Here is a 26,282-nt window from a genome sequence, read left to right as displayed (position 1 = left end):
CGCCTCCGCACGACCTCTACCACCTCTACGACCTCTACGACCTCTACGACCTCTACGACCCGAGAATCGTCGCCAGGAACTCCCCGGTCCACCCCAGCAACTCCCGCCCGACCAACGGCTTCCCGCCCACCTTCGCCGTCTTCGGGCGGGGTACGAGGAGCTGGTGGGCGGCCGGCTTGATGACCGTGCCCGGGTAGAGCCGCTTGAGGCGCAGTTCCTGGGACTCGCGCAACTCCGCCGGTGCGAAGCGGATGTTGTTGCCCTGAAGCACGACCTCGCCGACGCCGCACGCCCGCGCGAGCATCCGCAGGCCCGCGACGAGCAGCAGGTTCTCCACCGGCTCGGGCAGCTTGCCGTAGCGGTCGGTGAGTTCCTCGCGTACGGCCTTGACGTCCTCCTCCGTGTTGGCGGAGGCGATGGCGCGGTAGGCCTGCAGACGCAGCCGCTCACCCGGCGCGTAGTCGTGCGGGACGTGCGCGTCGACCGGCAGCTCGATCTTGACCTCCAGGGGCGGCTCCTCCTCGACCCCGCCTTCCAGGGAGGCCCGGTAGTCCGCGACCGCCTCGCCGACCATACGGACGTACAGGTCGAAGCCGACGCCCGCGATGTGGCCCGACTGCTCGCCGCCGAGCAGATTGCCCGCGCCACGGATCTCCAGGTCCTTCATCGCCACGTACATGCCCGCGCCCATCTCCGTGTGCTGGGCGATGGTCGCGAGCCGCTCGTGCGCGGTCTCCGTCAGGGGCTTCTCCGGCGGGTACAGGAAGTAGGCGTAGCCGCGCTCACGGCCTCGGCCCACCCGGCCGCGCAGCTGGTGCAGCTGCGAGAGGCCGAAGTTGTCGCCGCGCTCCACGATCAGCGTGTTGGCGTTGGAGATGTCGATGCCGGATTCGACGATCGTGGTCGACACGAGCACGTCGAACCGCTTCTCCCAGAAGTCGACGACCACCTGCTCCAGAGCCTGCTCGCCCATCTGGCCGTGCGCCGTCGCGATACGCGCCTCGGGGACGATCTCACGCAGCCGCGCCGCCGCCCGGTCGATCGACTCGACCCGGTTGTGGATGTAGAAGACCTGGCCCTCGCGCAGCAGTTCACGGCGGACGGCCGCGCCGATCTGCTTCTCCTCGTACGGGCCGACGAAGGTCAGCACCGGGTGCCGCTCCTCCGGCGGGGTGGTGATCGTGGACATCTCCCGGATGCCCGTCACCGCCATTTCGAGCGTACGGGGAATGGGGGTGGCGGACATCGTCAGGACGTCCACGTTGGCGCGCAGCTTCTTCAGCTGCTCCTTGTGCTCGACGCCGAAGCGCTGCTCCTCGTCGACGATGACCAGGCCCAGGTCCTTGAACTTGGTCTCGGCGGAGAACAGCCGGTGGGTGCCGATGACGACGTCCACCGCGCCGTCCCGCAGGCCCTCCAGGACGGCCTTCGCCTCCGTGTCGGTCTGGAAGCGGGACAGGGCGCGGACGTTCACCGGGAACTGCGAGTAGCGCTCGGAGAAGGTGCCGAAGTGCTGCTGCACCAGCAGCGTCGTCGGCACCAGGACCGCGACCTGCTTGCCGTCCTGCACCGCCTTGAAGGCCGCGCGGACCGCGATCTCCGTCTTGCCGTAGCCGACGTCGCCGCAGATCAGGCGGTCCATCGGGACCGTCTTCTCCATGTCCTCCTTGACCTCGGCGATGGTCGTGAGCTGGTCGGGGGTCTCCGCGTACGGGAAGGCGTCCTCCAGTTCGCGCTGCCAAGGAGTGTCGGAACCGAAGGCGTGACCGGGCGCCGCCATGCGCGCGCTGTACAGCTTGATCAGGTCCGCCGCGATCTCCTTGACCGCCTTCTTGGCGCGCGCCTTGGTCTTCGTCCAGTCGGCGCCGCCCAGGCGGTGCAGGGTGGGGGCCTCGCCGCCGACGTACTTCGTGATCTGTTCCAGCTGGTCGGTGGGGATGTAGAGGCGGTCGCCGGGCTGGCCGCGCTTGGCCGGGGCGTACTCCACGACCAGGTATTCGCGCGTCGCGCCCTGGACGGTCCGCTGCACCATCTCGATGTAGCGGCCGACACCGTGCTGCTCGTGCACGATGTAGTCGCCGGCTTCGAGCGTGAGGGGGTCGATGGTCTTGCGGCGGCGGGCCGGCATGCGCGCGCCGTCCTTGCCGGCCGCCTTCTGGCCGGAGAGGTCGGTCTCCGTGAGGACGGCGAGCTTGAGTGCCGGGTCCACGAAGCCGTAGTCGATCGAACCGCACGCGACCTGCACCACGGCGGGCGTCAGCTCGGTCAGCTCCGCGTCGAGGCGGGCCGCGATGCCCTCGCCGCCGAGGACCTCGACGGTACGGGCGGCGGGGCCGTGCGCCTCGGTGACGTACACCGTGCGCCAGCCGTCCGCGAGCCAGCCCTTGGTGTCGGCGAGCGCCCTGGCCGTGTCGCCGCGGTAGGTCTCGGGAGCGTGCATGCCGAGCTTGAGGGTGTCCGCGTCCAGCTCCTCGTCGGCCGCGAACGGCGACACCGACCACCACATCATGTCCAGCTCGCGGGCCCGGTCGCGGACGTCCGCGATGGCCCACAGGGAGGCCGCGCCGACGTCGATGGGGGCCTCGCCGCCCCCGGCCGTCGCCGCCCAGGAGGCTTGCAGGAACTCCTGCGAGGTCGCCACCAGGTCCGCGGCCCGCGTCCGCACCCGCTCCGGGTCGCAGACGACGGCCATCGAGCCCTTGGGCAGGACGTCGAGCAGCAGTTCCATGTCGTCGACGAGGACCGGAGCCAGTGACTCCATGCCTTCCACGGCGATGCCCTCGGCGATCTTGCCGAGCAGTTCGCCCAGCTCGGGGTGTTCCTCGGCGAGCCGGGCCGCCCGCTCCCGCACCTCGTCCGTCAGGAGCAGCTCGCGGCAGGGTGGCGCCCACAGTCCGTGCTCGGCGACTTCGAGGGAGCGCTGGTCGGCGACCTTGAAGTAACGGATCTCCTCGACGTCGTCACCCCAGAACTCCACCCGGAGGGGGTGCTCCTCGGTGGGCGGGAAGACGTCCAGGATGCCGCCGCGTACGGCGAACTCGCCGCGCTTCTCGACGAGCTCGACCCGGGAGTACGCGGCTGCCGCGAGCGCCTCGACGATCCTGCCCAGGTCTGCGCTCTGGCCCGTCCGCAGCGCGACAGGCTCCAGGTCTCCCAGGCCCTTGACCTGCGGTTGCAGCACCGAGCGCACCGGGGCGACGACGACCGACACGGGGCCGGTCTCGGGGTCGTCGGGGCGCGGGTGCGCCAGGCGGCGCAGCACGGCGAGACGGCGGCCGACGGTGTCCGAGCGGGGGGAGAGCCGCTCGTGCGGGAGCGTCTCCCACGACGGGTACTCCGCGACCGTGTCGGCCGGGAGGAGGGACCTGAGCGCCGCGGCCAGGTCCTCGGCCTCGCGTCCCGTCGCCGTCACGGCCAGTACGGGGCGGCCGGCGTCGCGGGCCAGGGCCGCCACCGCGAAGGGGCGGGCGGCGGGCGGGCCGACCAGGTCGATGTGCATCCGGTTGCCGTCGGTGGCGGCCTTCACCGCTTCCGCGAGGGCGGCGTCCTTGACGACGGCGTCTAGCAGACCGTGCAGGCTCATGAAGGGCTTCCATCCCGGAGAGAGGGCAACGCGAACCGCCCGACACGTCTCGACGGGCCGGGGTTGTCCAGCCTACGACGGCGCCGCGCTCCCTGTGAGACGCACGAGGTGGACGGCTCCGGGCCCGGTTCGCAGGCCCGTCTCCAGGAGCGTCTCTTCAAAGACGCACGGAACCGCGCGCCCAGCCCCCGCCGGCCCGCAGACCGGCGATCTCCCGCGCCCACCCCACGCACGGGAAGTGAGCCGCACCACACCCCGAACCGTCAACCACACCCCACGTCCCCGGCGTATACCCCGTGACATGTGATCACGTACCGGGAGCCGCATGAGCTCGAACCCGACCCCCGCCGACACCGCCACCGCCACCGCCACCGCCGGCCTCCCAAGAACCGACAGCGCCCCCATACCCCCGCCGGTCACGGCAGTCCTCGTCCGTGACCGGCGCCTGCGCGACCCCCAGCTCCTGGCGGTCCTGCTCTTCACCGCGTACGCGACCCTGTCGGTCTGCCGCTGGCGGCATCTGGCGACCCGTTCCTGGGACCTCGGCATCTTCGAGCAGGCCGTCCGCGCGTACGCCCACCTGCGCGCCCCCGTCGCCGATCTCAGGGGCCCGGGCAGCAACCTCCTCGGCGACCACTTCAGCCCGGTCACCGCCCTCCTCGCGCCCGCCTACCGTCTCTTCCCCACCCCGGTCACCCTCCTCGTCGCCCAGGCCGCGCTGCTGGCCCTGTCCGCGGTCCCGGTCACCCGCGCCGCCGCCCGGCTCCTCGGCCGCTCCCGGGGTTTCGCACTGGGTCTCGCGTACGGGCTGTCGTGGGGGATCCAGCGCGCCGTCGACTTCGACTTCCACGAGATCTGCTTCGCCGTCCCGCTGATCGCCTTCTCCCTGGAGGCGGTCCTGGAGCGACGGTGGCGCGCGGCCCTGCTGTGGGCGTTCCCGTTGGTCCTCGTCAAGGAGGACCTCGGGCTCACCCTGGCCGCGATCGCCCTGGTCGTGGCCGTGCGGGCCCGGAAGCCCGCTCCGCGTACGGCCCTGTACGCGCTCGGGGCCGCCGTCCTCGGAGTACTGGCCGCAGTGCTCACCTTCACGGTGGTGATCCCTGCCTTCAGCACCGCGGACACCTACACCTACTGGAACAAGGCCGGCGGTGATCCCCTCGACGGCCTGGCCACCAAACTCCGCACCCTCGCCTGGCTGCTGATCCCCACCACCGGTCTGCTGGCCCTGCGCTCCCCGCTCCTCCTGGTCGCCCTGCCGACCCTGGGCTGGCGTTTCCTCTCCTGCGACCCGCACTACTGGGGCACGGACTGGCACTACAGCGCCGTCCTGATGCCGGTCCTGTCCCTCGCCCTCGCCGACGCGCTCTCCCGGGCCCGCTGGAGCCCGCGTCCGTGGCTGCGCTCGTACGCGCTGCACCTGCCCACGGCCGTCGTCGCGGCCGCGCTCGCGCTGACGCCCTCGCTCCCGCTGTCCGTGCTGGGCGAGCCCGCCGCGTATCGCAAGCCCGCGCGCGTGAGTGCCGTCGAACGGCTGCTGGCGCGCATCCCGGACGGGGCGAGCGTCGAGGCGAACGTCGGCCCGAGCAGTCGGCTCGTCGCGCGCTGCCGGGTCTTCTGGACGGGCGGCACCGGTGGCCTCACCCCGGACTTCATCGCCCTCGACGACTCCGACCACTCGGTCCAGGACGTCCAGGCGTACGCCGGCCGTCTGCACCCCCACGCCGCGTACGACGTCGTGGGCGCCGCCTACGGCTACGTACTCCTGGAGCGGCGCACCGGACACACCTGACGCACCGCGTACGGCCGCGGGCCCGGCCCAGGAGGTGATGTCCTCCTGGGCCGGGCCCGTCCCCCGTAACCCCCGTATACGGTGGCTTCGCGGCGGCTGCTGCCGTCGGCTAGTCGGTGGCGATGGCGTTCAGTACGTTCATCCGGCCCGCCCGGAACGCCGGGATCAGGGCGGCGAACAGGCCCACGAACGCCGAGCCGATGAAGACCCCGATGATGGTCGGCCAGGGGATCTCCAGGACCTTCAGGCCTTCCAGGGCGAGGAGCTTCTGGGCGGTGGCGCCCCAGCCCATGCCCAGGCCGAGGCCGAGCAGCGCGCCGAAGAGGGCGATGACGACCGACTCCAGGCGGATCATGCGGCGCAGCTGGCGGCGGGACATCCCGATGGCGCGCATCAGGCCGATCTCGCGGGTCCGCTCCACCACCGACAGGGCGAGGGTGTTGATGACGCCGAGGACGGCGACGACGATCGCGAGGGCGAGCAGGCCGTAGACCATGTTCAGGAGCTGGCCGATCTGGTCCTTGAGTTCCTGCTTGTAGTCGGTCTGGTCGCGGACCTGGTACTGCGGGTAGGGCTCCATGGACTTCTTCAGGGCCGCGTACGCCTGCTTCTCCTGGCCCTTCTTGGCGCTGGCGAACATGATCTGGTCCGGCGGGATCCGGTTGGCCGGGAGGTATGTGCGCATGGTCTCGGTGCTGGTGTAGCGCGCGCCCTGGTCGATGACCCCGTCGTCGGATGTGATCGCGGCGACCTTGAGCTTCGCCGTGCTGCCGCCCTTGAAGGCGACGGTCAGCGTGTCGCCGACCTTGACGTGGTGCTGGGTGGCGAACTTCGAGCCGACGGACATGGAGTCCTTGCCGTAGGCGGCGTTCAGGTCACCGGCCGTGGTCTTGCGGCGCAGGTCCTGCGGGTAGGTGGGGTCGGCGGCCGTAACACCCTGCGTGTCCGACGCGCCGTCAGGGGTGGTCAGTTTGGCTTCCAGGTCCCGGTAGTGGGTGACGCGCGTCAGGCCGGGTGTCGTCTCGATGGCCTTGGCCGCCTGCGGGACGATCCGCTGGTTGCCCTGGATGATGAAGTCGGTGCCGACCGTCTTGTCGAGCTCGTCGGTCGCGGAGGCGACCATGGACGAGCCGACGACCGACAGGCAGGCGACCAGCGCGAGGCCGATCATCAGGGCCGCGCCGGTGGCTCCGGTGCGGCGCGGGTTGCGCAGCGCGTTGCGCTCCGCCATCCGTCCGACGGGGCCGAAGAAGCGCAGCAGCACCGCGCTGATGACCCGGACGACACCGCCCGCGAGCAGCGGGCCGATGATGACGAACCCGATCAGGGTCAGGACGACTCCCGCGCCCAGCACCAGCGAACCGTCGCTCGCCTTGTCGGCATGGGCCGCCGTGAAGAGCGCGAAGGTTCCGGCGCCGGTGAGGACCAGGCCGATGATGCCGCGGACGAGACCGGCCTTGCCGTCCGCCGGTGTACCGGCGTCGCGCAGCGCGGCCATCGGGGAGACCTTGCCGGCCCGGCGGGCGGGCAGATAGGCGGCGAGGACGGTGACCACGACACCGAGCACGAGTCCGATGACCGGGGTGGTCGCCTTGACCGTCAGATCGCGGGTGGACAGGTCCATGCCCGCCGCCGACATGAGCTTCATCAGGCCGACCGCGAGGCCGACGCCCGCGCCGACGCCGAGGATCGAGCCGAAGACGCCGAGCAGGGTCGCCTCGACCAGGACGGACCGGTTGACCTGCTTGCGGGACGAGCCGATCGCCCGCATCAGGCCGATCTCGCGGGTGCGCTGGGCGACCAGCATGGAGAAGGTGTTGATGATCAGGAAGATGCCGACCAGGAAGGCGATCCCGGCGAAGCCGAGCATGGCGTACTTGATGACGTCCATGAAGGAGCCGACGCCGGAGCGGTTCTCGTCGGCGTACTCCTTCTGCGTCTGCACCTTGTACGCGCCGGCGCCGATCGAGGAGATGACGTTCTGCTTGAGCGTGTCGTTGGTGACACCGGTGGCGGCGGAGAGGTTGATGTTGGTGAACCGGCCGGTGGCGCCGAGCAGTTCGCGCTGGGCGGTGGCGGTGTCGAAGTAGACGACGGCGGCACCGGGGTTGGTCACCTTGAAGGTGGCGATGCCGACGATCCGGGCCTTGAAGTCACCGGTGACGGCGATGGTGCGCAGTTCGTCGCCGAGCTTGAGGTGGTGCTTGTCGGCGGTGTCGGCGTCGACCATCGTCTCGGTCGGCCCGCGCGGGACGTGACCGGAGGTGATCTCCATCGAACGCAGATCGTTGCGCGTCCAGTTGCCGGCGATCGTCGGGGCCCCGGTGCTCGACCCCATGTTCTTGTTGGCGCTGTTGACGACGGTCACGTTCATCGAACTGACCGCGCCCTCGGCGTACTTGACGCCCTCCGCCTTCTTGGCCCGCTCCAGGACCGAGGCGGGCAGCGAGTCGGGCCTGCCGTTCTGCGGGGTGCTGTCGCTCTTGACCGCCTTCGGCGAGACGGTCACGTCGGAGGAGGTGGCGGCGAACAGCTTGTCGAACGTCGTGTTCATGGTGTCGGTGAACACCAGCGTGCCGCAGACGAAGGCCACGGACAGCAGCACCGCGACCGCCGACAGCGCCATCCGCCCCTTGTGCGCGAAGAAGTTGCGCATCGACGTCTTCAGGACGGTCATGACGTACGCCCCCGCGCGTCGAAGTCCTTCATGCGGTCGAGGACCTGATCGGCCGTCGGCTGGTACATCTCGTCGACGATCCGGCCGTCGGCGAGGTACAGCACGCGGTCCGAGTACGAGGCCGCCACCGGGTCGTGCGTCACGATCACGATGGTCTGGCCGAGCTCGTCCACCGAGCGGCGCAGGAAGCCCAGCACCTCGGCGCCCGCCCGGGAGTCGAGGTTTCCGGTCGGCTCGTCCCCGAAGATGATCTCGGGCCGCGCGGCGAGTGCCCGCGCCACCGCGACGCGCTGCTGCTGGCCGCCGGAGAGCTGACTGGGCCGGTGCTTGAGGCGGTCGGCGAGCCCGACGGTCTCCACGACCTGGTTGAGCCAGCCCTTGTCCGGCTTGCGGCCCGCGATGTCCATCGGCAGCGTGATGTTCTCTATCGCGTTCAGCGTCGGCAGCAGGTTGAACGCCTGGAAGATGAACCCGATCCGGTCCCGGCGCAGCTGCGTGAGCTTCTTGTCCTTGAGCCTGGTGATCTCGGTCTCGTCGAGGTGGATCTGGCCGGAGGTGACGGTGTCGAGTCCGGCGAGGCAGTGCATCAGCGTGGACTTGCCGGACCCCGAGGGGCCCATGATCGCGGTGAACTGCCCCCGCGCGATGTCCACGTCGACCTGGTCCAGGGCGACGACCCGCGTCTCCCCGGACCCGTACGCCTTGACGACCTGCCGCGCCCGCGCGGCAACGGCCGTACGCCCTCCAGTGCCCCCGTGCCTGGGAATGGTCACAGCCGATGTCACGGTGTATCTCCTATGTCGGTCAGCGGATGAAGTGCTCTTCGCTACGTCGGTAAGTCTGGTGGCGAGGGGTGGTCCGGCGCGCTGGTGCCCAGCGCAGTCTTCTACGGGGGAAAACCCCACCCCCGTGGGTCCGGTCCACCGCCCTCAGCGGCATAAAGCCAGGTTAAGGACGGCCCCGGCCCGTCTCGTCCTCCGCCGGTACGACCACCCCCCGAGCCCTAGTGGGGAGAGACCCCTAGGGGCAGTCCACCCTTCGGTGGAGTCCCTCTCGGGGTTGCCTCCACCCTCGGACCCGGTCAGCGTCCACCCTCCCGCTACGTGAAGGTCAAGTGAGATGGTGGGGGACGGCGGATGGTTGCAGGGGGAACCGATCAGGGGGGCGCTCCAGTGGGCCAGGGGGACACCGGAATACGGGCCGCGGCGACGCAGCACCCGGCGGCCTCGCGCAGCCGCAGGGGTGCCGTCGTCGCCGCCCTGATGCTCTCCATGGCGCTGGCCGCGCTCGACTCCACCATCGTCTCCACGGCGGTACCGCAGATCGTCGGCGACCTCGGCGGCTTCTCCGTCTTCTCCTGGCTGTTCTCGGGCTATCTGCTCGCGGTGACGGTCACCCTGCCGGTGTACGGGAAGCTCTCCGACACCTTCGGCCGCAAGCCGGTCCTCGTCGCGGGCGCCGCCGTCTTCCTCCTCGGCTCACTGCTGTGCGCCACCGCCTGGAACATGGCCGCGCTCATCGCCTTCCGGATCGTGCAGGGCCTGGGCGGCGGCGCGCTGCAGGGCACGGTGCAGACGCTCGCCGCGGACCTGTACCCGCTCAAGGAGCGCCCCAAGATCCAGGCCAAGCTGTCCACGGTGTGGGCGACCTCGGCGATCGCGGGCCCCTCCCTCGGCGGGGTTCTCGCCGCGTACGCCGACTGGCGCTGGATCTTCCTCATCAACCTGCCGATCGGCGCGCTGGCGCTGTGGCTGATCGTCCGCCATCTGCACGAGCCGGTACGGGAGTCCTCCGGCCGCCGCCCCCGGATCGACTGGGCGGGCGCGCTGGCCGTCTTCGCCTGCGGCGGTGTGCTGCTCACCGCGCTGGTGCAGGGCGGGGTCGCCTGGGACTGGCTGTCGGCCCCTTCGCTCGCCCTGTTCGGTACGGGACTCGCGCTGATCGGTGCCGTGGTCGTGATCGAGCGCCGGGCGGCCGAGCCGATCATCCCCGGGTGGGTGTGGCGGCGCCGCACGATCGCGGCCGTCAACCTGGCGCTCGGCGCACTGGGACTGCTCATGGTCGCCCCCACGGTGTTCCTGCCCACGTACGCGCAGGCGGTCCTCGGCCTGGCGCCCGTCGCCGCCGGATTCGTGCTCTCCGTGTGGACGTTGAGCTGGCCGGTGTCGGCGGCGTTCAGCCAGCACGTCTACGGGCGGATCGGCTTCCGCAACACCGCGATGCTCGGCATCGGCACCGCGACCCTGATCCTGCTGGCCTTCCCCTTCCTGCCCTACCCCGGTGAGCCCTGGCAGCCGGCCCTGCTGATGCTCCTGCTGGGCGGCGCCCTGGGCCTCTTCCAACTCCCGCTGATCATCGGCGTGCAGTCGACGGTCGGCTGGGAGGAACGCGGCACGACGACGGCGTCGGTCCTCTTCTGCCGCCAGACCGGCCAGACCATCGGCGCGACCCTGTTCGGCGCGATCGCCAACGGGGTGCTGGCCGCGCGGCTCGGCGGCGCCGGGGACCTGGACGCGGTGACGCGGGCGCTGGACTCGGGCGCGCCGGCCGAACATGTGCGCCACGCGGTCGCCGACGCGGTCCACGCCGTCTACCTGGGCGCGGCGGGCGCCGCCGCACTCGCCTTCCTGGTCCTGCTGTTCGTGGCACCGCGGCGCTTCCCGGTCATCAAGAATCCCGGGGACTGAAGACAGGGCGAACTGTCGATGAACCCCCGGTGTAAACGCGGGTAACACCCCGGGTCGCCGAAGTAAGCGCATACCGACCGCTCAGTTTGGTGAAAGCCTCACGTAGACCGGCTACTTGCGAGTAGCGTGCGTGCCTCGCCCACCCCCCAACTCCCTGCGGTCCGCACCGGGCCCGAGCCACGCAAGGAGATCACGGGATGCAAGACGCGTTCTCGTCCCCCGAGCACCAGAGGCGGCACCAGCCGTCGTACGACCCGCATGACCCGCCGCAGCACCCGTCCCCGTACCCGTCCCCCCACCACACGCCCCCCTCGCACCTCACCTATCCCTGGCAACCGCAGCCCCAGCCACCCGAACCCGAGAGACGGCGACAACCGCGTCACCAGGCACTCGGCAGGCACAGCGACCTCCGCGTCCTGCGCGGCGCCTACCGCCGGCAACGGCGGGTCGCGACGCTCACCGCGCTCGGCTACTTCACCCTCTTCCTCCTCCTGTCGGCGTTCGCGCCGGGGCTGATGACGAGCGAAGTGTCCGGCGGGCTGCCGATCGGACTGCTGCTCGGACTGCTCCAGGTGCCGGTGACCTGCCTGGCGATCGGGCTGTACGAGTACACCGCGCGCCGGCGCGTCGACCCCATCGCGGACCGGATCCGCCGGCAGACCCAGCTGGACGCGAAGCGGGAGGCGACCCGATGAGCCGGATGTCCGAGGTGACCGCCCTGACGAGCATGGTCGGGTTCAGCAGTTCCGCACGGGCCATGTCACTGGTGGCGTTCACGGCCGTCGCCACGATCACGCTGCTGCTGTGCGTGATGACCGGACCCGACCGCGACGACCTCGACGAGTTCTACACGGGCTACGGCTCCCTGTCGCCGATGCGCAACGGCCTCGCCATCGCCGGGGACTACATCTCCGCCGCGACCGTCCTCGGCACCGGCGGCGTCATCGCCCTCGCCGGGTACGACGGTGTCGTCCTCGCCCTCAGCACCGCCCTGTCGCTGATGCTGCTGATGTTCCTGCTGGCCGAACCGCTGCGCAACGCGGGCCGGTTCACCATGGGCGACGCGCTCGCACGACGGATGCCGGGGCGCGCGGTACGCATCACGGCGTGCGCCGCGACCCTCGTCGCCCTGCTGCCGCTGATGCTGGTCCAACTCGCCGGCGCGGGCGATCTGCTGGCGTTCATCCTCGGTTTCTCCAGCGACTCCCTCAAGACCGGCTGCATCATCGGCCTCGGCACACTGATGATCAGCTACGCGGCGATCGGCGGCATGAAGGGCACCGCCCTCATCCAGATCCTGAAGATCGTGATGCTGCTCGGCTCCGGCACCGTGGTCTCCGCCCTCATCCTGCAGCGCTTCGGCTGGGACCCCGGGGCCCTGTTCGACACCGCCGCCCGCAACAGCGGCGTCGGGACCGCCTTCCTGCACTCCGGCCTGCAGTTCGCGGGCGGGCCCAGCCCCCGTATCGACATGATCAGTTCGGAGCTGACCGTGGTCCTCGGCGGCGCCTGCCTGCCGCACATCACCATGCGCATGTACACCGCGGGCAGCGCCCGTCAGGTCCGCCGCTCGATGTCCTGGGCGGTACCCTGCGTGGCCGTCTTCGTGCTGGTCATCACGGTCGTCGGATTCGGGGCCACGGCACTGATCGGACGGTCCGTGATCGCGAGCGCCGACCCGCAGGGCAACACGGCCTACCTGCTGGGATCCAGGGCCGCGTTCGGACCGGACGTGTCGACGGCCGAGACCCTCCTCTTCACGACCGTGACGACGGCGATCTTCCTCACGCTCCTCGCCTCGGTCGCCGGGATGATCCTCGCCTGCGCCAACTCCCTCGCCCACGACGTGTTCGCCGGGCGGATCCGGGAGCTGTCCCCGCGCCGCGAGATGACCCTCGCCCGGGTCTCCGCGCTCGCGGTCGGCGCACCGGCGATCCTGCTCGCCACCCTCGTCCAGCACCGCAGCCTGCAACCCCTGGTCACGCTGTCGTTCTGCCTGGGCGCCTCGGCCATAGCGCCCGCGCTGGTCTACGGCCTCTTCTGGCGCCGCTACACCCGCACGGGCCTCCTGTGCACCCTCATCGGCGGAACGCTGACCGTCCTCATCCTCATGACCGGCACCAACCTGGTCTCCGGCTCCCCCACTTCGGCCTTCCCCGAGGCCGACTTCAACTGGTTCCCGTTCACCACCACCGGCCTCGTGTCCATTCCCCTGGGCTTCGCCTACGGGTGGCTGGGGACGGCGATCTCCGGGCGCCGCAAGGCGGAGGAACAGCGCAGGCAGTACGAGGCGGTGGAGGGGTGGATCCTGGCGGGGGCGGTACGGAGAACGCCGTAAGGGCCGGCCCGCGGCGCAGGAACGGCCCCCACCCCGCCCCCCTACTCCACCGGTGTTCGCCCGGTCAGCGTCATGAGGCTCATCCGCACCTGCTCCATCTGCGCCCGTACGCCGTCCCACCGCTCCCCGTGCTCGCGCAGCACCCGCTCCGTCTCACGGGCGATCCGCTCCTCATGAACACGAGCCTCGGCCAGCACCTCGGCGGCCTGCGCCCCCGCATCCTCCTGCCCGTGCCGGGCGAATTCCTCCGCCTCGGCCAGGGCACGCTCGGCCTCGGCCAACGCGGCCTCGGCGCGCACCCCCCGCTCCACCTGGTGCGCGTCGAGCGCGGCCGCCCGCTCCACCGCCGCCCGCTCCGCCTCTTCCCGGCGCTCGGCGTGCTCCTTCTCCTGCTCTTCGAGGAGGCCTTCGGTGCGCTGCCGCACCTCGCGCAGCACCGCCAGCGCCTCCCCCCGGCCCTCCTTGACCGCGCGACGGGCGGCGATCCGCATCTCGTCGGCCTCGGCGCGGGCGGCGAGCAGACGGTGCCGGGCGCGCTCCTCGGCCTCGCCGCGCAGCTCGTCGGCGTACGCCTGCGCCGCCTCACGCAGCCGCCGCCCCTCCGCCTCGGCCTCCTCGACGGCCAGCCGGGCCGCGCTCCGCGCGTTCTCGCGCACCGCCGTGGCCTCCTCCTCACCGAGCTCGCGAATCCGGCAGGCGCGCTCGCCGAGCGTTTCGTACGTCTGCGGGGCCAGCCGCGCCACGACCTCCCGCAGCCGCCCGGCCTCCGCGTCCATCTCCTTGGCCAGAACGGTCAGCCGGGCGGCCCGCTCCCAGGCGGTGTCGCGGACCTGCGAGAGCGCGGCGAAGTACGCGTCGACCTGCTCGGGACGGTAACCGCGCCCCCATACGGCCACGAAGCCGTGCGGCGACACCGATGCGCTGCTCATCCCTGAGCCCCTCTCCACTGTGCGACGTACAACACGATGTGGCGCACATCCTGGTGGATCAGGCGTAAGTGTTCATAACGCGACACTCCGCGCATTCGTAGCGGTCAGCCACGTAAAAAAAGGGTTGAACCCGGCCATACGACCGGGTCCAACCCTTTCGGCTCCCTGACGGACGCTCAGCGGCGCATCACAGCAAGCCGTCCCACATCTGCTCCAGCAGCACCGACCACCAGCTCTCCGGCGAGCCGAGCGCCGCCGGGTCGAGCGAGGCGAGCTGCGCCTGGAAGTCGACGGTCCAGCGGCCCGCCTGCTCCTGGTTGAGCCCGAACCGCAGCCGCCACATCCGGCCGAGCAGAGCCAGACAGCGCGCGAACTCGGGCAGCCCCGTGTTCACGAACTGCGGCGGCACCGAGGCACCGCCCGGGCCCGCCTCCACCGGCACGGCCACGATGTTCGCCGTGCCGTACTGGACACAGATCGCCTTGCCGAAGTCACTGCCCATGACCAGGTACGAGCCCGCGTCCGTGGCCGGCTGCACCCCACGCTCCTGCGCCAGCTCGGCGAGCGTCGGCACCGGACGGCCGGGCTGCGCCTGCGCCCAGAAGAACGGGCCCATGTCGACGGGCAGTCCGGCCACCACCAGCGTGTGCGCCACGATGTTCGGCACACCCTGCCGCGACACCGCGGCCTGGTCGAACCGGAACAGACCAGGCCCGAACGCCGCCGCCAGCTCCTGCCCGATCGCCTCCGGCGGAACCGGCGGTGCGGGCTGCACCGGCGGAATCGGCGCCCGCACCGGCGCCGGGCGCGCGGGACCGTCCGCCACCTGGTGCAACTCGCCCTGATGCGCGAGGAGCTGGTGCATCCCCTGCTGACGGCTCGCGTGGTCCGTGCCGTACGGCGCGATGCTGGTGATCCGCGCCTGCGGCCAGCTCTCCCGGATCATCCGCGCGCAGTACGCGCCCGGCAGCTCGCACGACTCCAACTCCGTGTGCAGCTCCAGGACTTGCTGCGGCGGCACGTTCATCGCGCGCAACTCGTGCAGGATCTGCCACTCCGGGTGCGGGGTCCCCGGCGCCGAGCGCCGGATCAACTGCTGCTCGGAACCGTCCTGCGCACGGTAGCGCAGCACGGCCTGATACCCCGGCCCGACGGTCGGCTGACCGGCCTGCGGGTAGCCGTACGCCGGAGGCTGCTGCCCCGGGGGCGTCGGCTGACCGGGCATGGGCTGACCGGGCATCTGCTGTCCCGGCATCGGCTGACCGGGCACGGGCTGACCGGGCATGGGTTGTCCCGGCATCGGATGCGGCGCGCCCGGAGGCATGCCGGGGGCCTGCGGGGGCGGCGGTACGCCGGGACCGGCGACCGGAGGACCCGCCGGAGGGCCCGCCGGAGGGCCCGCCGGAGGGCCCGCCGGAGGGCCCGCCGGAGGACCGGCCAGCATGGTGGCGGCGTGGTGGACACCGCCGGGCGGAGTGCCCGGAGTCTGCGGAGCACCAGGCGCACCAGGTGCACCCGGCGCACCCGGAGGCTGGGGTGCGCCCGCGGGCGGACCCGCCAGCATGGTCGCGGCGTGATGGACACCCCCGGGAGGCGTACCACCCGGAGGCTGCGGAGCACCGGGGGCGGCAGGTGCACCAGGAACCCCGGGCCCGTTCGGGCCGAGCTGCGAGACGAGCTGCGTCGGTACGTACCCGCCCGCCGGGGTGCCCGGAGCACCGGGCCCGGACGACGGCGGCGGGGGCGGAGGCGGCGGGGCGCTCCCCGGCCGCGCACCCGGTACGCCCGGAGCGCTCGGCGGAGGCGGCGCGCTCACGCCACCACCCCGCGCGCCCCTCGGCGGCGCCTGCGCCTTGCTGGTCGCGGCGTCGGCGATGTCACCGGCGTTCGGCGGCAGCGGCCGCGGCGGCGCCACGGGGGGCTGCCCCTGCGGGTACCCGTACCCGGGCGCACCGGGCGGGGGCGTGCCCTGCGGGCCGCCGGTAGGCGGAGGAGGAGGCGTCCCGGGAGCACCACCGGGCCCCTGCGGGTAGCCGTACGTGGCCGGCGGTCCGGACGGAGGCACGCCCTGCGGAACACCAGGAGCCGGAACACCGGGAACCGGACCACCAGGAACCGGAACACCCGGAGGCGGCGTGCCCGGCATGCCCGGCGCACCCGGGCCCGCCTGTGGATAGCCGTACGCCGGCGGGGCCGTGCGGTCGTCGACCGCGGGCGCCTGCGCCGTACGCGGGAGTTGACTGCCGCCGGACATCAGAGCCGTCTTGGCGTCCGGGGTCACACCGGGCGACGCACCCGGACCCGCCTTGTCGTCGGCGTCGGTCAGCTGCGGCGCGAACACGGTCGCCGGCAGCGGCACGGAACGGTCCTCGCCCCCGTCCCCGGCGGTGTCCGTCCCCGCCCACGGAGTCGCCGAAGCGGGCACGCCCGGCACCCCCACGGCATCCCGCGGACCCGCGTCCCGCTCGTCACCGGCCGCGGCGGCGGGCCACGGCGGCGGCGCGTCCGAAGGGGAAGTGGGCGAAGGAGAAGAGGGAGAAGGGTGAGAAGAAGGAGAAGGCGGCGCCGAACCACCGGCCGCGGAAGCCCCGTTGGCATGGGAACCCGCGTGAGAACCCGCACCGGAACCCGCACCGAGGCCGGCCCCGCCACCCGCGCCATGGGCACCGCCGGCCGTCGCACCCGACCGCCGATCCGGAATGCCCAGCTTGTCCGCCGCCTCCTGCAACCACTCCGGAGGGCTCAGCAAGAACGACGTCTGGTTCAGATCGACCCGGGCCGGAGGCGCCGGAGCCGCTTCCGGGGACACCTGCGGCACCCCGTACTCCTCCTCGTACCGGCGGATCACCTCACCGACCGGCAGCCCGGGCCAGAGCGTCGCCTCCCCGCTGTCCCGCGCGATGACGAGCCGCTGCGCGCCCCCGTCGGAACGCGGACCGTCGACACGGTCCTCGGCCCACACCACGAATCCGAGTTCGAACTCCCGCACCCGCACCTCACGATGCTGGTACCCGGGCATCTCGCCGTTGATCCACTCTTCCGCGCGCTCCTGCGCCTGCGCGAAGGTCACCATCGGACGTTCACTCCCCCAGGGAAGAGACGGGAACGGCACGCGCGAAGCCACCGTCCACCATCAGGTTCGCCACCGTCTCCAACTCCGGCGGATTGCCCGCGAGTCGGGACAGGAACTGGTCGAAGTCGGCGCCACAGGGCAGCAACAGCCGCTGCACACGCTCGGCCGGCGGCCAGGCGTCCTGGTCGCGGGCATCGTCGTACGCGCAGAACCAGACCGACCCGATCGCGTCACCCTTCACCTTGACGGCGAGCAGGCCACCCTGCACGAATCCGACGCACAGATAGTCCTTGGTCAGATGGTCGCGCAGGCACTTGTTGATGTAGACGAGGTCGTTCACGGCGGCTTCCTCGCGCACCGTGAAGAACGGCTGGTCCACCAGCAGACCCAGCTCCGCGTCGAGCGCGGCACCGACCGGCGCGCACCCGCCCGCGGCCTTCAGGAAGGACCGGTAGGCACCCGGCAGCCGATAGCCGAGGTCCTCCTCGACCCCGAGCACCTGCTGCTCGCTCACCGCGACCGCCGACTTAGGCAGCCCGAAGTGCGCGGGCCGCGTGTCCTGCAACGGACGCGTCCCCCGCTTGCCGTGATCCACGGCCGCCGTCGCGATACCGCCGTGATGCCGCAACAGCGCCTTGACCTCCACGGGGACGAGCTCCAGGCGCCGCGTGCCCCGCACGTGATGCCAGGTCCAGCCGTGCGGAGTGGCCACGGGCGGAATCGTGTCCCACAGATCGTGCCCCGCGGTGGCGAGCGCCGCGTTCGCCGACACGTAGTCCGTCAACCGCAGTTCGTCCACGCCGAAACCCTCCGGAGGTTCGGCGATCTCCGCGGCGCCGCGCGCGTACGGCGAGAAGTCGGGGTAGCCGTGCGCATCGACCCGCACACCCCTGGGGTGGCGAGCGGCCCGGACCGGATCCGGGAAATGCACGACCTGCCCGGCATAGGCCGCGTTCGGCGGCGCGGCTTGCTGCCCGAGCCGACCTGTCGTCATGGCGGTTGCCCCCTGCGGCGTTCTCAATAGCTGTTCGGATCGCGGATATCGACAGCCTATGCGGTTGGAAGACACCGGTCACCGGGCCTCCGGTTCCGTGACCTGCCGTCACCCCGCCGTGACGGTATGACGAAGCCCGGGCGTGTCGCGCGCCCCAGCTACCGCACCCGCCACGCCATTTGGCAGTCTGTAGCCGCATCGGGGGATGCAAGGGAGGGAAGAACGATCATGAACGCGACACATACGGGCACGTCCGGGGACCCACGCGTCGGCTGGAGCAGCACCGAAGCAGCCCACGCACCCACCCTCCTGCACCGCCGCGACGGCATACTCCCCACCGTCGCCGCCGCCCTCTCCGTACGCGGCGCCACCCTCACGGGCACCGCCGCCCGCGGCGACCAGCCGCCCGCCCTTCACCCCCTCGTCCAGGACTTCCTCGACACCCTCACCAGCGCACAACGCGACCGCTTCACCGGCCGCTGCGCCGAAGCGATCCTCATCTCCCGCCACATCGCCACCGTCGACGCCACCCGCAGCAAACGCGCCGCCCGCAAGCCGATGACCAACGGCGAGGCACGCAAAGCCCTCAAACAGGCCAAACTCACCGCACGACGGATCCGCGAGGACGGCGACCCACTGCACGGCAGCTTCGCCGCGCCCTGCCGCGCCTGCACGGCGCTCAGCGACCACTTCGGCGTCCACGTCGTCGACCCGACGGCAACGACCGGCGGCTCCTGAACTCCCCCCCCCGCACACACACGTACGACGGCGCCCCCGCCAGCGCGCCGATGTCCCGACCCTCGACGAACGAAGGGCAGATGCACCCCGACCGCTCCCCCTCCCCCAAGCTCTCGGCCCCACTCGAGCAGGGCGGACCCTCAACACGCTTCTCCGCACCCGTGGACGCCGCGCTGCGCTCCGCGGGATGGCAACCCGGGCGCTGGGACATAAAGCAGGCCGAGTACTGGGCCGACACGCTGCGCGGCCACGAGTCCCCCGCGGGACACCGGCACGCCGTGTTCCCCGCGGCGGTGGAGGCCTGGGCGGAATTCGGCGGACTGCACGTGAAACCCACCGGGCCCGGCCGCCAGCTGGCGCCGACCGCGCTCCACTTCGACCCCCTGCACGGCCTCCACATGGCCCGCACCCTCGGCGACCTCGGCCGCGCCCTGGACGCCGAGGTCTGCCCCCTCGGCGAAGAGTCCGACTCCCGCGCCCTGCTCGCCATCGACTCCGAGGGCCGCGTCTACGCACTCGACCACACCGGCGACTGGTACCTCGGCCCCGAGATCGACACCGCCCTCACCACCCTCCTGTCCGGCATCGCCCCCGTCCGCCTGACAGCGGGCTGACGGCCCCCGGGAGGTTTCTTCCGCTGCGGACCGGTGGGGGCTGGTCGCGCAGTTCCCCGCGCCCCTGAAAGCCCTCCAGCCCGTCCGGCGTTCGAGGGCGCGGCCGTTCAGCCCGACGCAGGGGGCCGGGGCGCAGCCCCGCCCCCAGGGGTGCGGGGAACTGCGCGCTCAGCCCCCACCGGCCCGCAGACAATGACCGCGCACCCCGAAGGGCCTACGCCGGGATCACCGCCGACACCCGGAACCCACCCGAATCCGTCGGCCCGGACACGAAAACTCCCCCCAGCGCGGCAACCCGCTCCTTCATACCCACCAGGCCATTACCACCACTGGGCAGATGCATGGCCGACGCCGACCCCGGCTCCGGCGGACACTCGTTCTCCACCTGCATCGCGATCTCCGCGTCCCGATGAGCGAGCCGCACATGCGTCTTCGCCCCCGCCGCATGCTTGTGCACGTTGGTCAGAGCCTCCTGAACCACCCGGTACGCCGTCTGCTCGATCTCCGCCGCGTACCCCCGGGTGTCACCCTCCACCGAGAGATCCACCACCATCCCCGCAGCCGCCGACTGCCCGACCAACTCGTCCAGCTCGGCAAGACTCGGCCCCTCGGCCCCGTCATCGACCGCCCGCGAAGCCGCCGCCGCGGCCGCCACCCCCACAGCCGCCAACGGCACCGCCCGCACCCGCACCGACGACAACCCGTCCCCCGTACGCAGCACACCCAACATCTCGCGCAACTCCGTCAACGCCTGCCGCCCCATGTCCCCCACCAGCGCGGCGTTCTTCACGGCCTTCTCGGGATCCTTCCGCGCCACGGCCTGCAGCGCCGCCGCGTGCACCACCATCAACGACACCCGGTGCGCCACCACGTCGTGCATCTCCCGCGCGATCCGCGTCCGCTCCTCGTTACGCGCCCACTCCGCCCGCTCCTCCGCCCGCTCGGCGAGCAGCTGCAACTCCCGCTCCAACGAGTCCGCCCGCTCCCGCAAGCTCTCCATCAGCCGCCGCCGCGCCCCCACGTATAGCCCGAGCAGGACGGGCGGCGCGGTCATCCCTATCGCGGTCGTGATGGAGACGAACGGAACGAACCAGTCCCCCATCGTCACGTCCCCACGCACCATGCCCTGGTGCGCCCGCACGAACGTGACGATCAGCATCCCCGCGAAGGACATCCCCGCGAGCGCCCCGATGATCCGGCGCGGCAGCTCGGACGCGGCGAGCGTGTACAGCCCGACGAGTCCCATCAGGAACCCCATCTGGGCCGGCGTGATGGCGATCGACACCAGCACGACCGCGATCGGCCAGCGCCGGCGCAACAGCAGCACGGAGCCGGCGACCAGCCCGAAGCCCACGCCCACCGCGACCGGCAGGCCCGCGTCACGCGCGAACGGAATCCCCTCGATCGCGCACTCCACCGCCGACGCCGACGCGAGGCTCGCGTCCAACACGGCACTACGCCATCTGACCCACCACCACGGCCCGGTACCGGCCGCGGTGTGCTCTTCCCCCGTCGTGGTCATGGCTCCAGCCTACGTTCGCACCCCGCCCCATTTCCGGTGACTTTCGCCTCCTGGCCTACACCACTCTCCGCAATCGAACAGAAGCGAAACCCACCGGTATCCCTCGAACTGCTGATTCGCTCACCGTTCGCCCCCGGAAGATCCCATTCCGCCCGGACGGTATGCCCATGGCACATCCACAGAACAAGTACGCGGATTTCGAGAGTCTGCGCGAACGAGCGATCGCGCTGCGCAGGGCAGGGCTGAGCCGTCGCCAGATCCGCGACCGCCTCCACGTCGACAACAACGACATCCTCAACCGCCTCCTGGAGGGCGAGCCGCCCCCGGAGTGGACCAAGCGCCCGAACGCGAAGGACGACCTCCGCGACAAGGCCCGCGAGCTACGACTCCAGGGCTGGACGTACGACCAGATCCAGGTCGAGCTGGGCTGCTCGAAGAGCTCGATCTCGCTATGGGTACGGGATCTGCCGAAGCCGGAGAGGAAGAAGCGGACACGGGAGGAGGCGTCAGCCATCGCCAAGCGCGGCTGGGAAGCCACGATGCGATTGCGTGAAGAGGAACGTCAGCAAACAAAGCAAGCAGCCACGACCAGCATCGGCGCGATGTCCGACCGCGAGCTCTTCCTGCTCGGCGTCGGCCTGTACTGGGCGGAGGGCTCCAAGAGCAAACCGCACCTTCCTCAAGAGCGGGTCACCTTCATCAACAGCGATCCCCACATGATCGAGGTCTACCTGGCCTGGCTGCGATTGATGGGCGTGAGCGCCGATCGCCTGCGGTTCCACGTCCACATCCACGAGTCGGGAGACGTAGAAGGCGCCGAGCGCTTCTGGACGGAGCTTGTTGGCGGCAACACCGCAGCATTCGGCAAGACCAGCCTCAAGAAGCACAGCCCGAAAACCAACCGGCGGAACGTTGGCCAGGACTACCGCGGTTGCCTCGTAGTTCGCGTCCTCCAAAGCGCCGACCTATACCGTCGCATCGAGGGCTGGTGGTACGGCATAGTGTTGTCCGCACGCGAAGCCGATGAACCGAATCGGACATAGCGCGCGAACCATCCCGGGTCGTCTAATGGCAGGACAAAGAGTTTTGGTCTCTTGAATGAGGGTTCGATTCCTTCCCCGGGAGCCCCTATCGAGCGGGCCCTGACAGCTCTGTCAGGGCCCGCTCTCATGTCCCCCCTGAAACACCCCGGTATCCTGCGGATGTCCACCCCACCCCATGAAGCCGAAGGGCATCCCCGTGAGCGCCAATCGCCCGGCAGCCGTCGTCGTTCTCGCAGCGGGTGAGGGCACCCGTATGAAGTCGGCCACACCCAAGGTCCTGCACGAACTGTGCGGCCGCTCCCTGGTGGGCCATGTGCTCGCGGCCGCGCGCGCGTTGGATCCCGAGAACCTGGTCGTCGTGGTGGGTCACGCCCGCGAGAAGGTCACCGCGCACCTCGCCGAGATCGACCCCGGCGTGCGGACGGCCGTGCAGGCCGAGCAGAACGGCACCGGTCACGCCGTACGGATGGGCCTGGAGGAGCTGGGCGGCGTCGTGGACGGCACGGTCGTCGTGGTCTGCGGCGACACCCCGCTGCTCAGCGGCGAGACCCTGCGGCAGCTCGCCGCCACCCACACCTCCGACGGCAACGCCGTCACCGTGCTCACCGCCGAGGTCCCCGACGCCACCGGCTACGGCCGCATCGTGCGGGACGGCGCCAGCGGCGCGGTCACCGCGATCGTCGAGCACAAGGACGCGAACGAGTCGCAGCGCGCGATCCGTGAGATCAACTCCGGGGTCTTCGCCTTCGACGGGCAGCTCCTTGCGGACGCGCTCGGGAAGGTGCGGACGGACAACAGCCAGGGCGAGGAGTACCTGACCGACGTCCTCGGGATCCTGCGCGAGGCCGGGCACCGGGTCGGGGCGGCCGTCGCCGGCGACCACCGCGAGATCGCCGGTATCAACAACCGCGTCCAGCTCGCCGAGGCCCGCCGCATCCTCAACGACCGGCTGCTCACCGGGGCCATGCTCGCCGGAGTGACCGTCGTCGACCCCGCCTCGACCTGGATCGACGTGACCGTCACCTTCGGGCAGGACGCGATCGTCCACCCGGGCACCCAGCTCCAGGGCGCCACGCACCTCGCCGAGGGCGCCGAGGTCGGCCCCAACACCCGCCTGAAGGACACCACGGTGGGTGCGGGGGCCCGCGTCGACAACACCGTCGCCGACAGCGCCGAGGTCGGGCCGCAGGCGAGCGTGGGCCCGTTCGCGTACCTCCGTCCTGGCACGCGCCTCGGTCTGAAGGCCAAGATCGGCACGTATGTGGAGACGAAGAACGCCACGGTCGGCGAGGGCACCAAGATCCCGCACCTGTCCTACGTGGGCGACGCGACGATCGGCGAGTACTCGAACATCGGTGCGGCGAGCGTCTTCGTGAACTACGACGGGCAGGAGAAGCACCACACCACCGTGGGCTCCCACTGCCGTACCGGTTCGGACAACATGTTTGTGGCTCCTGTCACGGTCGGGGACGGCGCGTACACCGCGGCGGGCTCCGTGATCACCAAGGACGTACCGCCCGGTTCGCTGGCCGTGGCCCGTGGCCAGCAGCGGAATATCGAGGGTTGGGTGGCCCGCAAGCGTCCCGGAAGCGCGGCCGCGAAGGCGGCGGAGGTGGCCTCCCGGGAGCCGGAGGGCGAAGCCTGACCGGAAACAGGTGCGTCTGACACGGCGTACCGTGATAAGTGCGCACCCGCATAAATGCGCACCCGTACCCCCAGCTGAGAAGACTTCTCGCGCTCCGGATGAGAAGACTCCTCACGCCCCAGCTGAGACACCTCTGAGGAGACAGTGCTGTGACCGGGTTCAAGACGACCGGCGAGAAGAAGATGATGTTCTTCTCCGGCCGCGCCCACCCCGAGCTTGCCGAGGAGGTCGCCCATAAGCTGGGTGTCGGGGTTGTCCCGACGAAGGCCTTCGACTTCGCCAACGGTGAGATCTACGTCCGCTACCAGGAGTCCGCGCGCGGCGCCGACTGCTTCCTGATGCAGAGCCACACGGCTCCCATCAACAAGTGGATCATGGAGCAGTTGATCATGATCGACGCTCTGAAGCGGGCCTCCGCGCGGAGCATCACGGTGATCGTGCCCTTCTACGGTTACGCGCGGCAGGACAAGAAGCACCGTGGACGTGAACCGATCTCGGCGCGTCTGATCGCCGATCTGATGAAGACGGCGGGCGCCGACCGGATCCTCACGGTCGACCTGCACACCGACCAGATCCAGGGCTTCTTCGACGGCCCGGTCGACCACCTCTTCGCGCTGCCGATCCTGGCGGACTACGTGGGGGCGAAGGTCGACAAGTCGAAGCTCACCGTCGTCTCCCCGGACGCCGGCCGCGTGCGCGTCGCCGACCGCTGGTGCGACCGCCTGGACGCCCCGCTGGCGATCGTGCACAAGCGCCGCGACAAGGACGTCGCCAACCAGGTCACCGTCCACGAGGTCGTCGGTGACGTGAAGGGCCGCGTCTGTGTCCTCGTCGACGACATGATCGACACTGGTGGCACGATCTGCGCCGCCGCCGACGCCCTCTTCGCGCACGGCGCGGAGGACGTCATCGTCACGGCCACGCACGGCGTGCTCTCCGGCCCGGCGGCCGACCGTCTGAAGAACTCCAAGGTCAGCGAGTTCGTCTTCACGGACACCCTGCCGACCCCTGGCGAGCTGGAGCTCGACAAGATCACGGTCCTGTCGATCGCGCCGACGATCGCCAACGCGGTCCGTGAGGTCTTCGAGGACGGCTCGGTGACGAGCCTGTTCGAGGAGCAGTAAAGATCCTTTTGGGTGTGGCCTCCCTGCCGAGTAGACTGCTCAAGTTGCTCGGCGAGGGAGGCCGCACTTTTTTGTGCGGCGGTCCGTTATCGACGCGCTCTTCGTAGCAGGCCGATTGTTTGGCCGGGTGACCGCCTTCCCTGGTTTCCCCAGATTTCTACGAGGAGTGAACATGTCCGAGGTCAAGCTCGCCGCCGAGACCCGTACCGAGTTCGGCAAGGGCGCCGCCCGCCGCATCCGCCGTGACAGCAAGGTTCCCGCGGTCGTCTACGGCCACGGCACCGAGCCGGTCCACATCACGCTCCCGGGCCACGAGCTGCTTCTCGCCCTGCGTACCCCGAACGTCCTGCTCACCCTGGACATCGAGGGCAAGACCGAGCTGGCGATCCCGAAGGCCGTCCAGCGCGACGCCATCAAGGGCTACCTCGAGCACGTCGACCTGCTCCTCGTGAAGCGTGGCGAGAAGGTCACCGTCGAGGTTCCCGTGCAGACCGAGGGCGAGCTGGCCCCGGGCAGCTTCATCCTCGAGCACGTGCTGAACACCCTCACGGTCGAGGCCGAGGCCACCCACATCCCGGAGTCGGTCACCGTCTCCATCGCGGGCCTGGAGGCCGGTGCCTCCATCCACGCCAAGGACATCCCGCTGCCCAAGGGCACCACGCTGGCGATCGACGAGGACGCGGTCGTCCTTCAGGTCCTGTCCGCCCAGGCCGAGGAGCCGACCGAGGGCGAGGCCGCGGGCACCGAGGCCGCCGAAGCCTGATCGGCCCGATTCCCCCGGAATCTTCATCTGTGTCAGCCGCCGCTCCCCTCAGGAGCGGCGGCTGCCGCGTATCAAGGACACATGGGAGACACCGACATGACGACCGATGCGGGCGCCCCCTGGCTGATCGTGGGCCTCGGCAACCCGGGCCCCGAGTACGCCATGAACCGGCACAACGTGGGCTTCATGGTCGCCGACCTGCTGGCGGAGCGGATCGGCGGCAGGTTCAAGCGGGCCGGCAAGGCACAGGCGCAGGTGATCGAGGGGCGCATCGGCCCGCCGGGCCCGGCGAACCGCCGGGTGATCCTGGCCAAGCCGATGTCGTACATGAACCTGTCCGGTGGCCCGGTGACCGCGTTGCGGGACTTCTACAAGGTGCCGACGGCGAACATCGTCGCGATCCATGACGAGCTGGACATCGACTACGGCGTCCTGCGCCTGAAGCTCGGCGGTGGCGACAACGGCCACAACGGGCTGAAGTCGATGACGAAGGCGATGGGCTCCGACTACCACCGGGTGCGGTTCGGCATCGGGCGTCCTCCGGGGCGGATGCAGGTCGCCGACTTCGTCCTGAAGGACTTCTCCTCGGCGGAGCGCAAGGAACTCGACTACTTCGTGGACCGGGCCTCGGACGCCGTGGAGTGTCTCGTCATCGAGGGGCTGGAGCGGGCGCAGGGCACGTACAACTCCTGATCGTTTCTCCGGGGCGGTCGATGTACGCGTACAACTGCCGACTTGTCGCCCACCCGAACGGGCCGGAGTT

General features: G+C 70.8%; 18 protein-coding genes and 1 tRNA gene. 12 read left to right on the top strand and 7 right to left on the bottom strand.

The window, feature by feature from the left end; all coding sequences use genetic code 11:
• Window positions 1–52: 52 nt before the first annotated feature.
• The gene (mfd, locus tag ACZ69M_RS42810; RefSeq protein WP_470058676.1) at window positions 53–3,583 is read right to left on the bottom strand and encodes a transcription-repair coupling factor; all 3,531 of its coding nucleotides are present in this window, start codon (window positions 3,581–3,583) and stop codon (window positions 53–55) included.
• Between the two features lie 325 nt (window positions 3,584–3,908).
• On the opposite strand from mfd, the gene ACZ69M_RS42805 reads away from it, so the two are divergent.
• A complete protein-coding gene (locus ACZ69M_RS42805; RefSeq protein ID WP_470058674.1) occupies window positions 3,909–5,372 on the top strand; it encodes a DUF2079 domain-containing protein in 1,464 nt (487 codons plus the stop codon).
• Between the two features lie 109 nt (window positions 5,373–5,481).
• Here ACZ69M_RS42805 and ACZ69M_RS42800 read toward each other — a convergent pair whose 3' ends face one another.
• Complete coding sequence (locus ACZ69M_RS42800; RefSeq protein ID WP_470058672.1) at window positions 5,482–8,049, bottom strand: ABC transporter permease; 2,568 nt, start codon at window positions 8,047–8,049, stop codon at window positions 5,482–5,484.
• Window positions 8,046–8,834 (bottom strand): ABC transporter ATP-binding protein, encoded by a 789-nt coding sequence (locus ACZ69M_RS42795; RefSeq protein ID WP_470058670.1) that lies wholly within the window; start codon window positions 8,832–8,834, stop codon window positions 8,046–8,048. Before ACZ69M_RS42795 ends, ACZ69M_RS42800 begins: the two co-directional genes overlap by 4 nt.
• A 387-nt stretch (window positions 8,835–9,221) precedes the next feature.
• On the opposite strand from ACZ69M_RS42795, the gene ACZ69M_RS42790 reads away from it, so the two are divergent.
• From ACZ69M_RS42790 to ACZ69M_RS42780, 3 genes are all read left to right on the top strand, one after another.
• Window positions 9,222–10,736: an MFS transporter gene (locus ACZ69M_RS42790; protein WP_470058668.1), complete on the top strand. Its 1,515-nt coding sequence runs from the start codon at window positions 9,222–9,224 to the stop codon at window positions 10,734–10,736.
• A gap of 197 nt (window positions 10,737–10,933) precedes the next feature.
• Window positions 10,934–11,431, top strand: a complete 498-nt coding sequence (locus tag ACZ69M_RS42785) for a DUF485 domain-containing protein (protein ID WP_470058667.1) — start codon at window positions 10,934–10,936, stop codon at window positions 11,429–11,431.
• 32 nt (window positions 11,432–11,463) lie between these two features.
• On the top strand, window positions 11,464–13,074 hold the full coding sequence (locus ACZ69M_RS42780) for a sodium/solute symporter (protein ID WP_470058700.1): 1,611 nt from the start codon (window positions 11,464–11,466) through the stop codon (window positions 13,072–13,074).
• A gap of 41 nt (window positions 13,075–13,115) precedes the next feature.
• Here ACZ69M_RS42780 and ACZ69M_RS42775 read toward each other — a convergent pair whose 3' ends face one another.
• From ACZ69M_RS42775 to ACZ69M_RS42765, 3 genes are all read right to left on the bottom strand, one after another.
• Window positions 13,116–14,003: a cellulose-binding protein gene (locus ACZ69M_RS42775; protein ID WP_470058665.1), complete on the bottom strand. Its 888-nt coding sequence runs from the start codon at window positions 14,001–14,003 to the stop codon at window positions 13,116–13,118.
• Between the two features lie 187 nt (window positions 14,004–14,190).
• Window positions 14,191–17,076 carry an SUKH-4 family immunity protein gene (locus ACZ69M_RS42770; RefSeq protein ID WP_470058663.1) on the bottom strand — a complete coding sequence of 962 codons (2,886 nt, stop codon included), beginning with the start codon at window positions 17,074–17,076 and terminating at the stop codon, window positions 14,191–14,193.
• A gap of 7 nt (window positions 17,077–17,083) precedes the next feature.
• The gene (locus ACZ69M_RS42765; protein WP_470058661.1) at window positions 17,084–18,070 is read right to left on the bottom strand and encodes an SMI1/KNR4 family protein; all 987 of its coding nucleotides are present in this window, start codon (window positions 18,068–18,070) and stop codon (window positions 17,084–17,086) included.
• A gap of 228 nt (window positions 18,071–18,298) precedes the next feature.
• Between ACZ69M_RS42765 and ACZ69M_RS42760 the strand changes: the two genes are divergently transcribed.
• Both ACZ69M_RS42760 and ACZ69M_RS42755 read left to right on the top strand, forming a co-directional pair.
• The gene (locus ACZ69M_RS42760) at window positions 18,299–18,808 is read left to right on the top strand and encodes a YwqJ-related putative deaminase (RefSeq protein ID WP_470058659.1); all 510 of its coding nucleotides are present in this window, start codon (window positions 18,299–18,301) and stop codon (window positions 18,806–18,808) included.
• A gap of 80 nt (window positions 18,809–18,888) precedes the next feature.
• The gene (locus ACZ69M_RS42755; protein ID WP_470058657.1) at window positions 18,889–19,422 is read left to right on the top strand and encodes an SUKH-3 domain-containing protein; all 534 of its coding nucleotides are present in this window, start codon (window positions 18,889–18,891) and stop codon (window positions 19,420–19,422) included.
• A 214-nt stretch (window positions 19,423–19,636) separates the two neighbouring features.
• Here ACZ69M_RS42755 and ACZ69M_RS42750 read toward each other — a convergent pair whose 3' ends face one another.
• Complete coding sequence (locus tag ACZ69M_RS42750; RefSeq protein WP_403688910.1) at window positions 19,637–20,944, bottom strand: sensor histidine kinase; 1,308 nt, start codon at window positions 20,942–20,944, stop codon at window positions 19,637–19,639.
• 167 nt (window positions 20,945–21,111) lie between these two features.
• On the opposite strand from ACZ69M_RS42750, the gene ACZ69M_RS42745 reads away from it, so the two are divergent.
• The 6 genes from ACZ69M_RS42745 to pth all read left to right on the top strand — a co-directional run bounded on the left by ACZ69M_RS42745 (window position 21,112) and on the right by pth (window position 26,212).
• Complete coding sequence (locus tag ACZ69M_RS42745; protein ID WP_470058655.1) at window positions 21,112–21,987, top strand: hypothetical protein; 876 nt, start codon at window positions 21,112–21,114, stop codon at window positions 21,985–21,987.
• A gap of 11 nt (window positions 21,988–21,998) precedes the next feature.
• A tRNA-Gln gene (locus tag ACZ69M_RS42740) sits at window positions 21,999–22,069 on the top strand.
• A gap of 114 nt (window positions 22,070–22,183) precedes the next feature.
• Window positions 22,184–23,632 (top strand): bifunctional UDP-N-acetylglucosamine diphosphorylase/glucosamine-1-phosphate N-acetyltransferase GlmU, encoded by a 1,449-nt coding sequence (glmU, locus tag ACZ69M_RS42735; RefSeq protein ID WP_470058653.1) that lies wholly within the window; start codon window positions 22,184–22,186, stop codon window positions 23,630–23,632.
• A 149-nt stretch (window positions 23,633–23,781) separates the two neighbouring features.
• Window positions 23,782–24,756, top strand: a complete 975-nt coding sequence (locus ACZ69M_RS42730) for a ribose-phosphate diphosphokinase (protein ID WP_095854208.1) — start codon at window positions 23,782–23,784, stop codon at window positions 24,754–24,756.
• A 172-nt stretch (window positions 24,757–24,928) separates the two neighbouring features.
• On the top strand, window positions 24,929–25,519 hold the full coding sequence (locus ACZ69M_RS42725; RefSeq protein ID WP_470058651.1) for a 50S ribosomal protein L25/general stress protein Ctc: 591 nt from the start codon (window positions 24,929–24,931) through the stop codon (window positions 25,517–25,519).
• Between the two features lie 96 nt (window positions 25,520–25,615).
• Complete coding sequence (gene pth, locus ACZ69M_RS42720) at window positions 25,616–26,212, top strand: aminoacyl-tRNA hydrolase (protein ID WP_470058698.1); 597 nt, start codon at window positions 25,616–25,618, stop codon at window positions 26,210–26,212.
• Window positions 26,213–26,282 lie beyond the last annotated feature (70 nt).

The sequence above is a fragment of the Streptomyces sp. NPDC107454 genome, from assembly GCF_055582885.1.
Note: the sequence above shows the minus strand (reverse complement) of the source record. Positions and strands in the feature narration are given on the sequence as shown.

What these genes read in the sequence shown, in the direction of transcription:
- mfd (WP_470058676.1), bottom strand. Translation starts at nt 3,583, where the DNA reads ATGAGCCTGCACGGTCTGCTAGACGCCGTCGTCAAGGACGCCGCCCTC.
- ACZ69M_RS42805 (WP_470058674.1), top strand. Translation starts at nt 3,909, where the DNA reads ATGAGCTCGAACCCGACCCCCGCCGACACCGCCACCGCCACCGCCACC.
- ACZ69M_RS42800 (WP_470058672.1), bottom strand. Translation starts at nt 8,049, where the DNA reads ATGACCGTCCTGAAGACGTCGATGCGCAACTTCTTCGCGCACAAGGGG.
- ACZ69M_RS42785 (WP_470058667.1), top strand. Translation starts at nt 10,934, where the DNA reads ATGCAAGACGCGTTCTCGTCCCCCGAGCACCAGAGGCGGCACCAGCCG.
- ACZ69M_RS42780 (WP_470058700.1), top strand. Translation starts at nt 11,464, where the DNA reads ATGGTCGGGTTCAGCAGTTCCGCACGGGCCATGTCACTGGTGGCGTTC.
- ACZ69M_RS42775 (WP_470058665.1), bottom strand. Translation starts at nt 14,003, where the DNA reads ATGAGCAGCGCATCGGTGTCGCCGCACGGCTTCGTGGCCGTATGGGGG.
- ACZ69M_RS42770 (WP_470058663.1), bottom strand. Translation starts at nt 17,076, where the DNA reads ATGGTGACCTTCGCGCAGGCGCAGGAGCGCGCGGAAGAGTGGATCAAC.
- ACZ69M_RS42765 (WP_470058661.1), bottom strand. Translation starts at nt 18,070, where the DNA reads ATGACGACAGGTCGGCTCGGGCAGCAAGCCGCGCCGCCGAACGCGGCC.
- ACZ69M_RS42760 (WP_470058659.1), top strand. Translation starts at nt 18,299, where the DNA reads ATGAACGCGACACATACGGGCACGTCCGGGGACCCACGCGTCGGCTGG.
- ACZ69M_RS42755 (WP_470058657.1), top strand. Translation starts at nt 18,889, where the DNA reads ATGCACCCCGACCGCTCCCCCTCCCCCAAGCTCTCGGCCCCACTCGAG.
- ACZ69M_RS42750 (WP_403688910.1), bottom strand. Translation starts at nt 20,944, where the DNA reads ATGACCACGACGGGGGAAGAGCACACCGCGGCCGGTACCGGGCCGTGG.
- ACZ69M_RS42745 (WP_470058655.1), top strand. Translation starts at nt 21,112, where the DNA reads ATGGCACATCCACAGAACAAGTACGCGGATTTCGAGAGTCTGCGCGAA.
- ACZ69M_RS42725 (WP_470058651.1), top strand. Translation starts at nt 24,929, where the DNA reads ATGTCCGAGGTCAAGCTCGCCGCCGAGACCCGTACCGAGTTCGGCAAG.
- pth (WP_470058698.1), top strand. Translation starts at nt 25,616, where the DNA reads ATGACGACCGATGCGGGCGCCCCCTGGCTGATCGTGGGCCTCGGCAAC.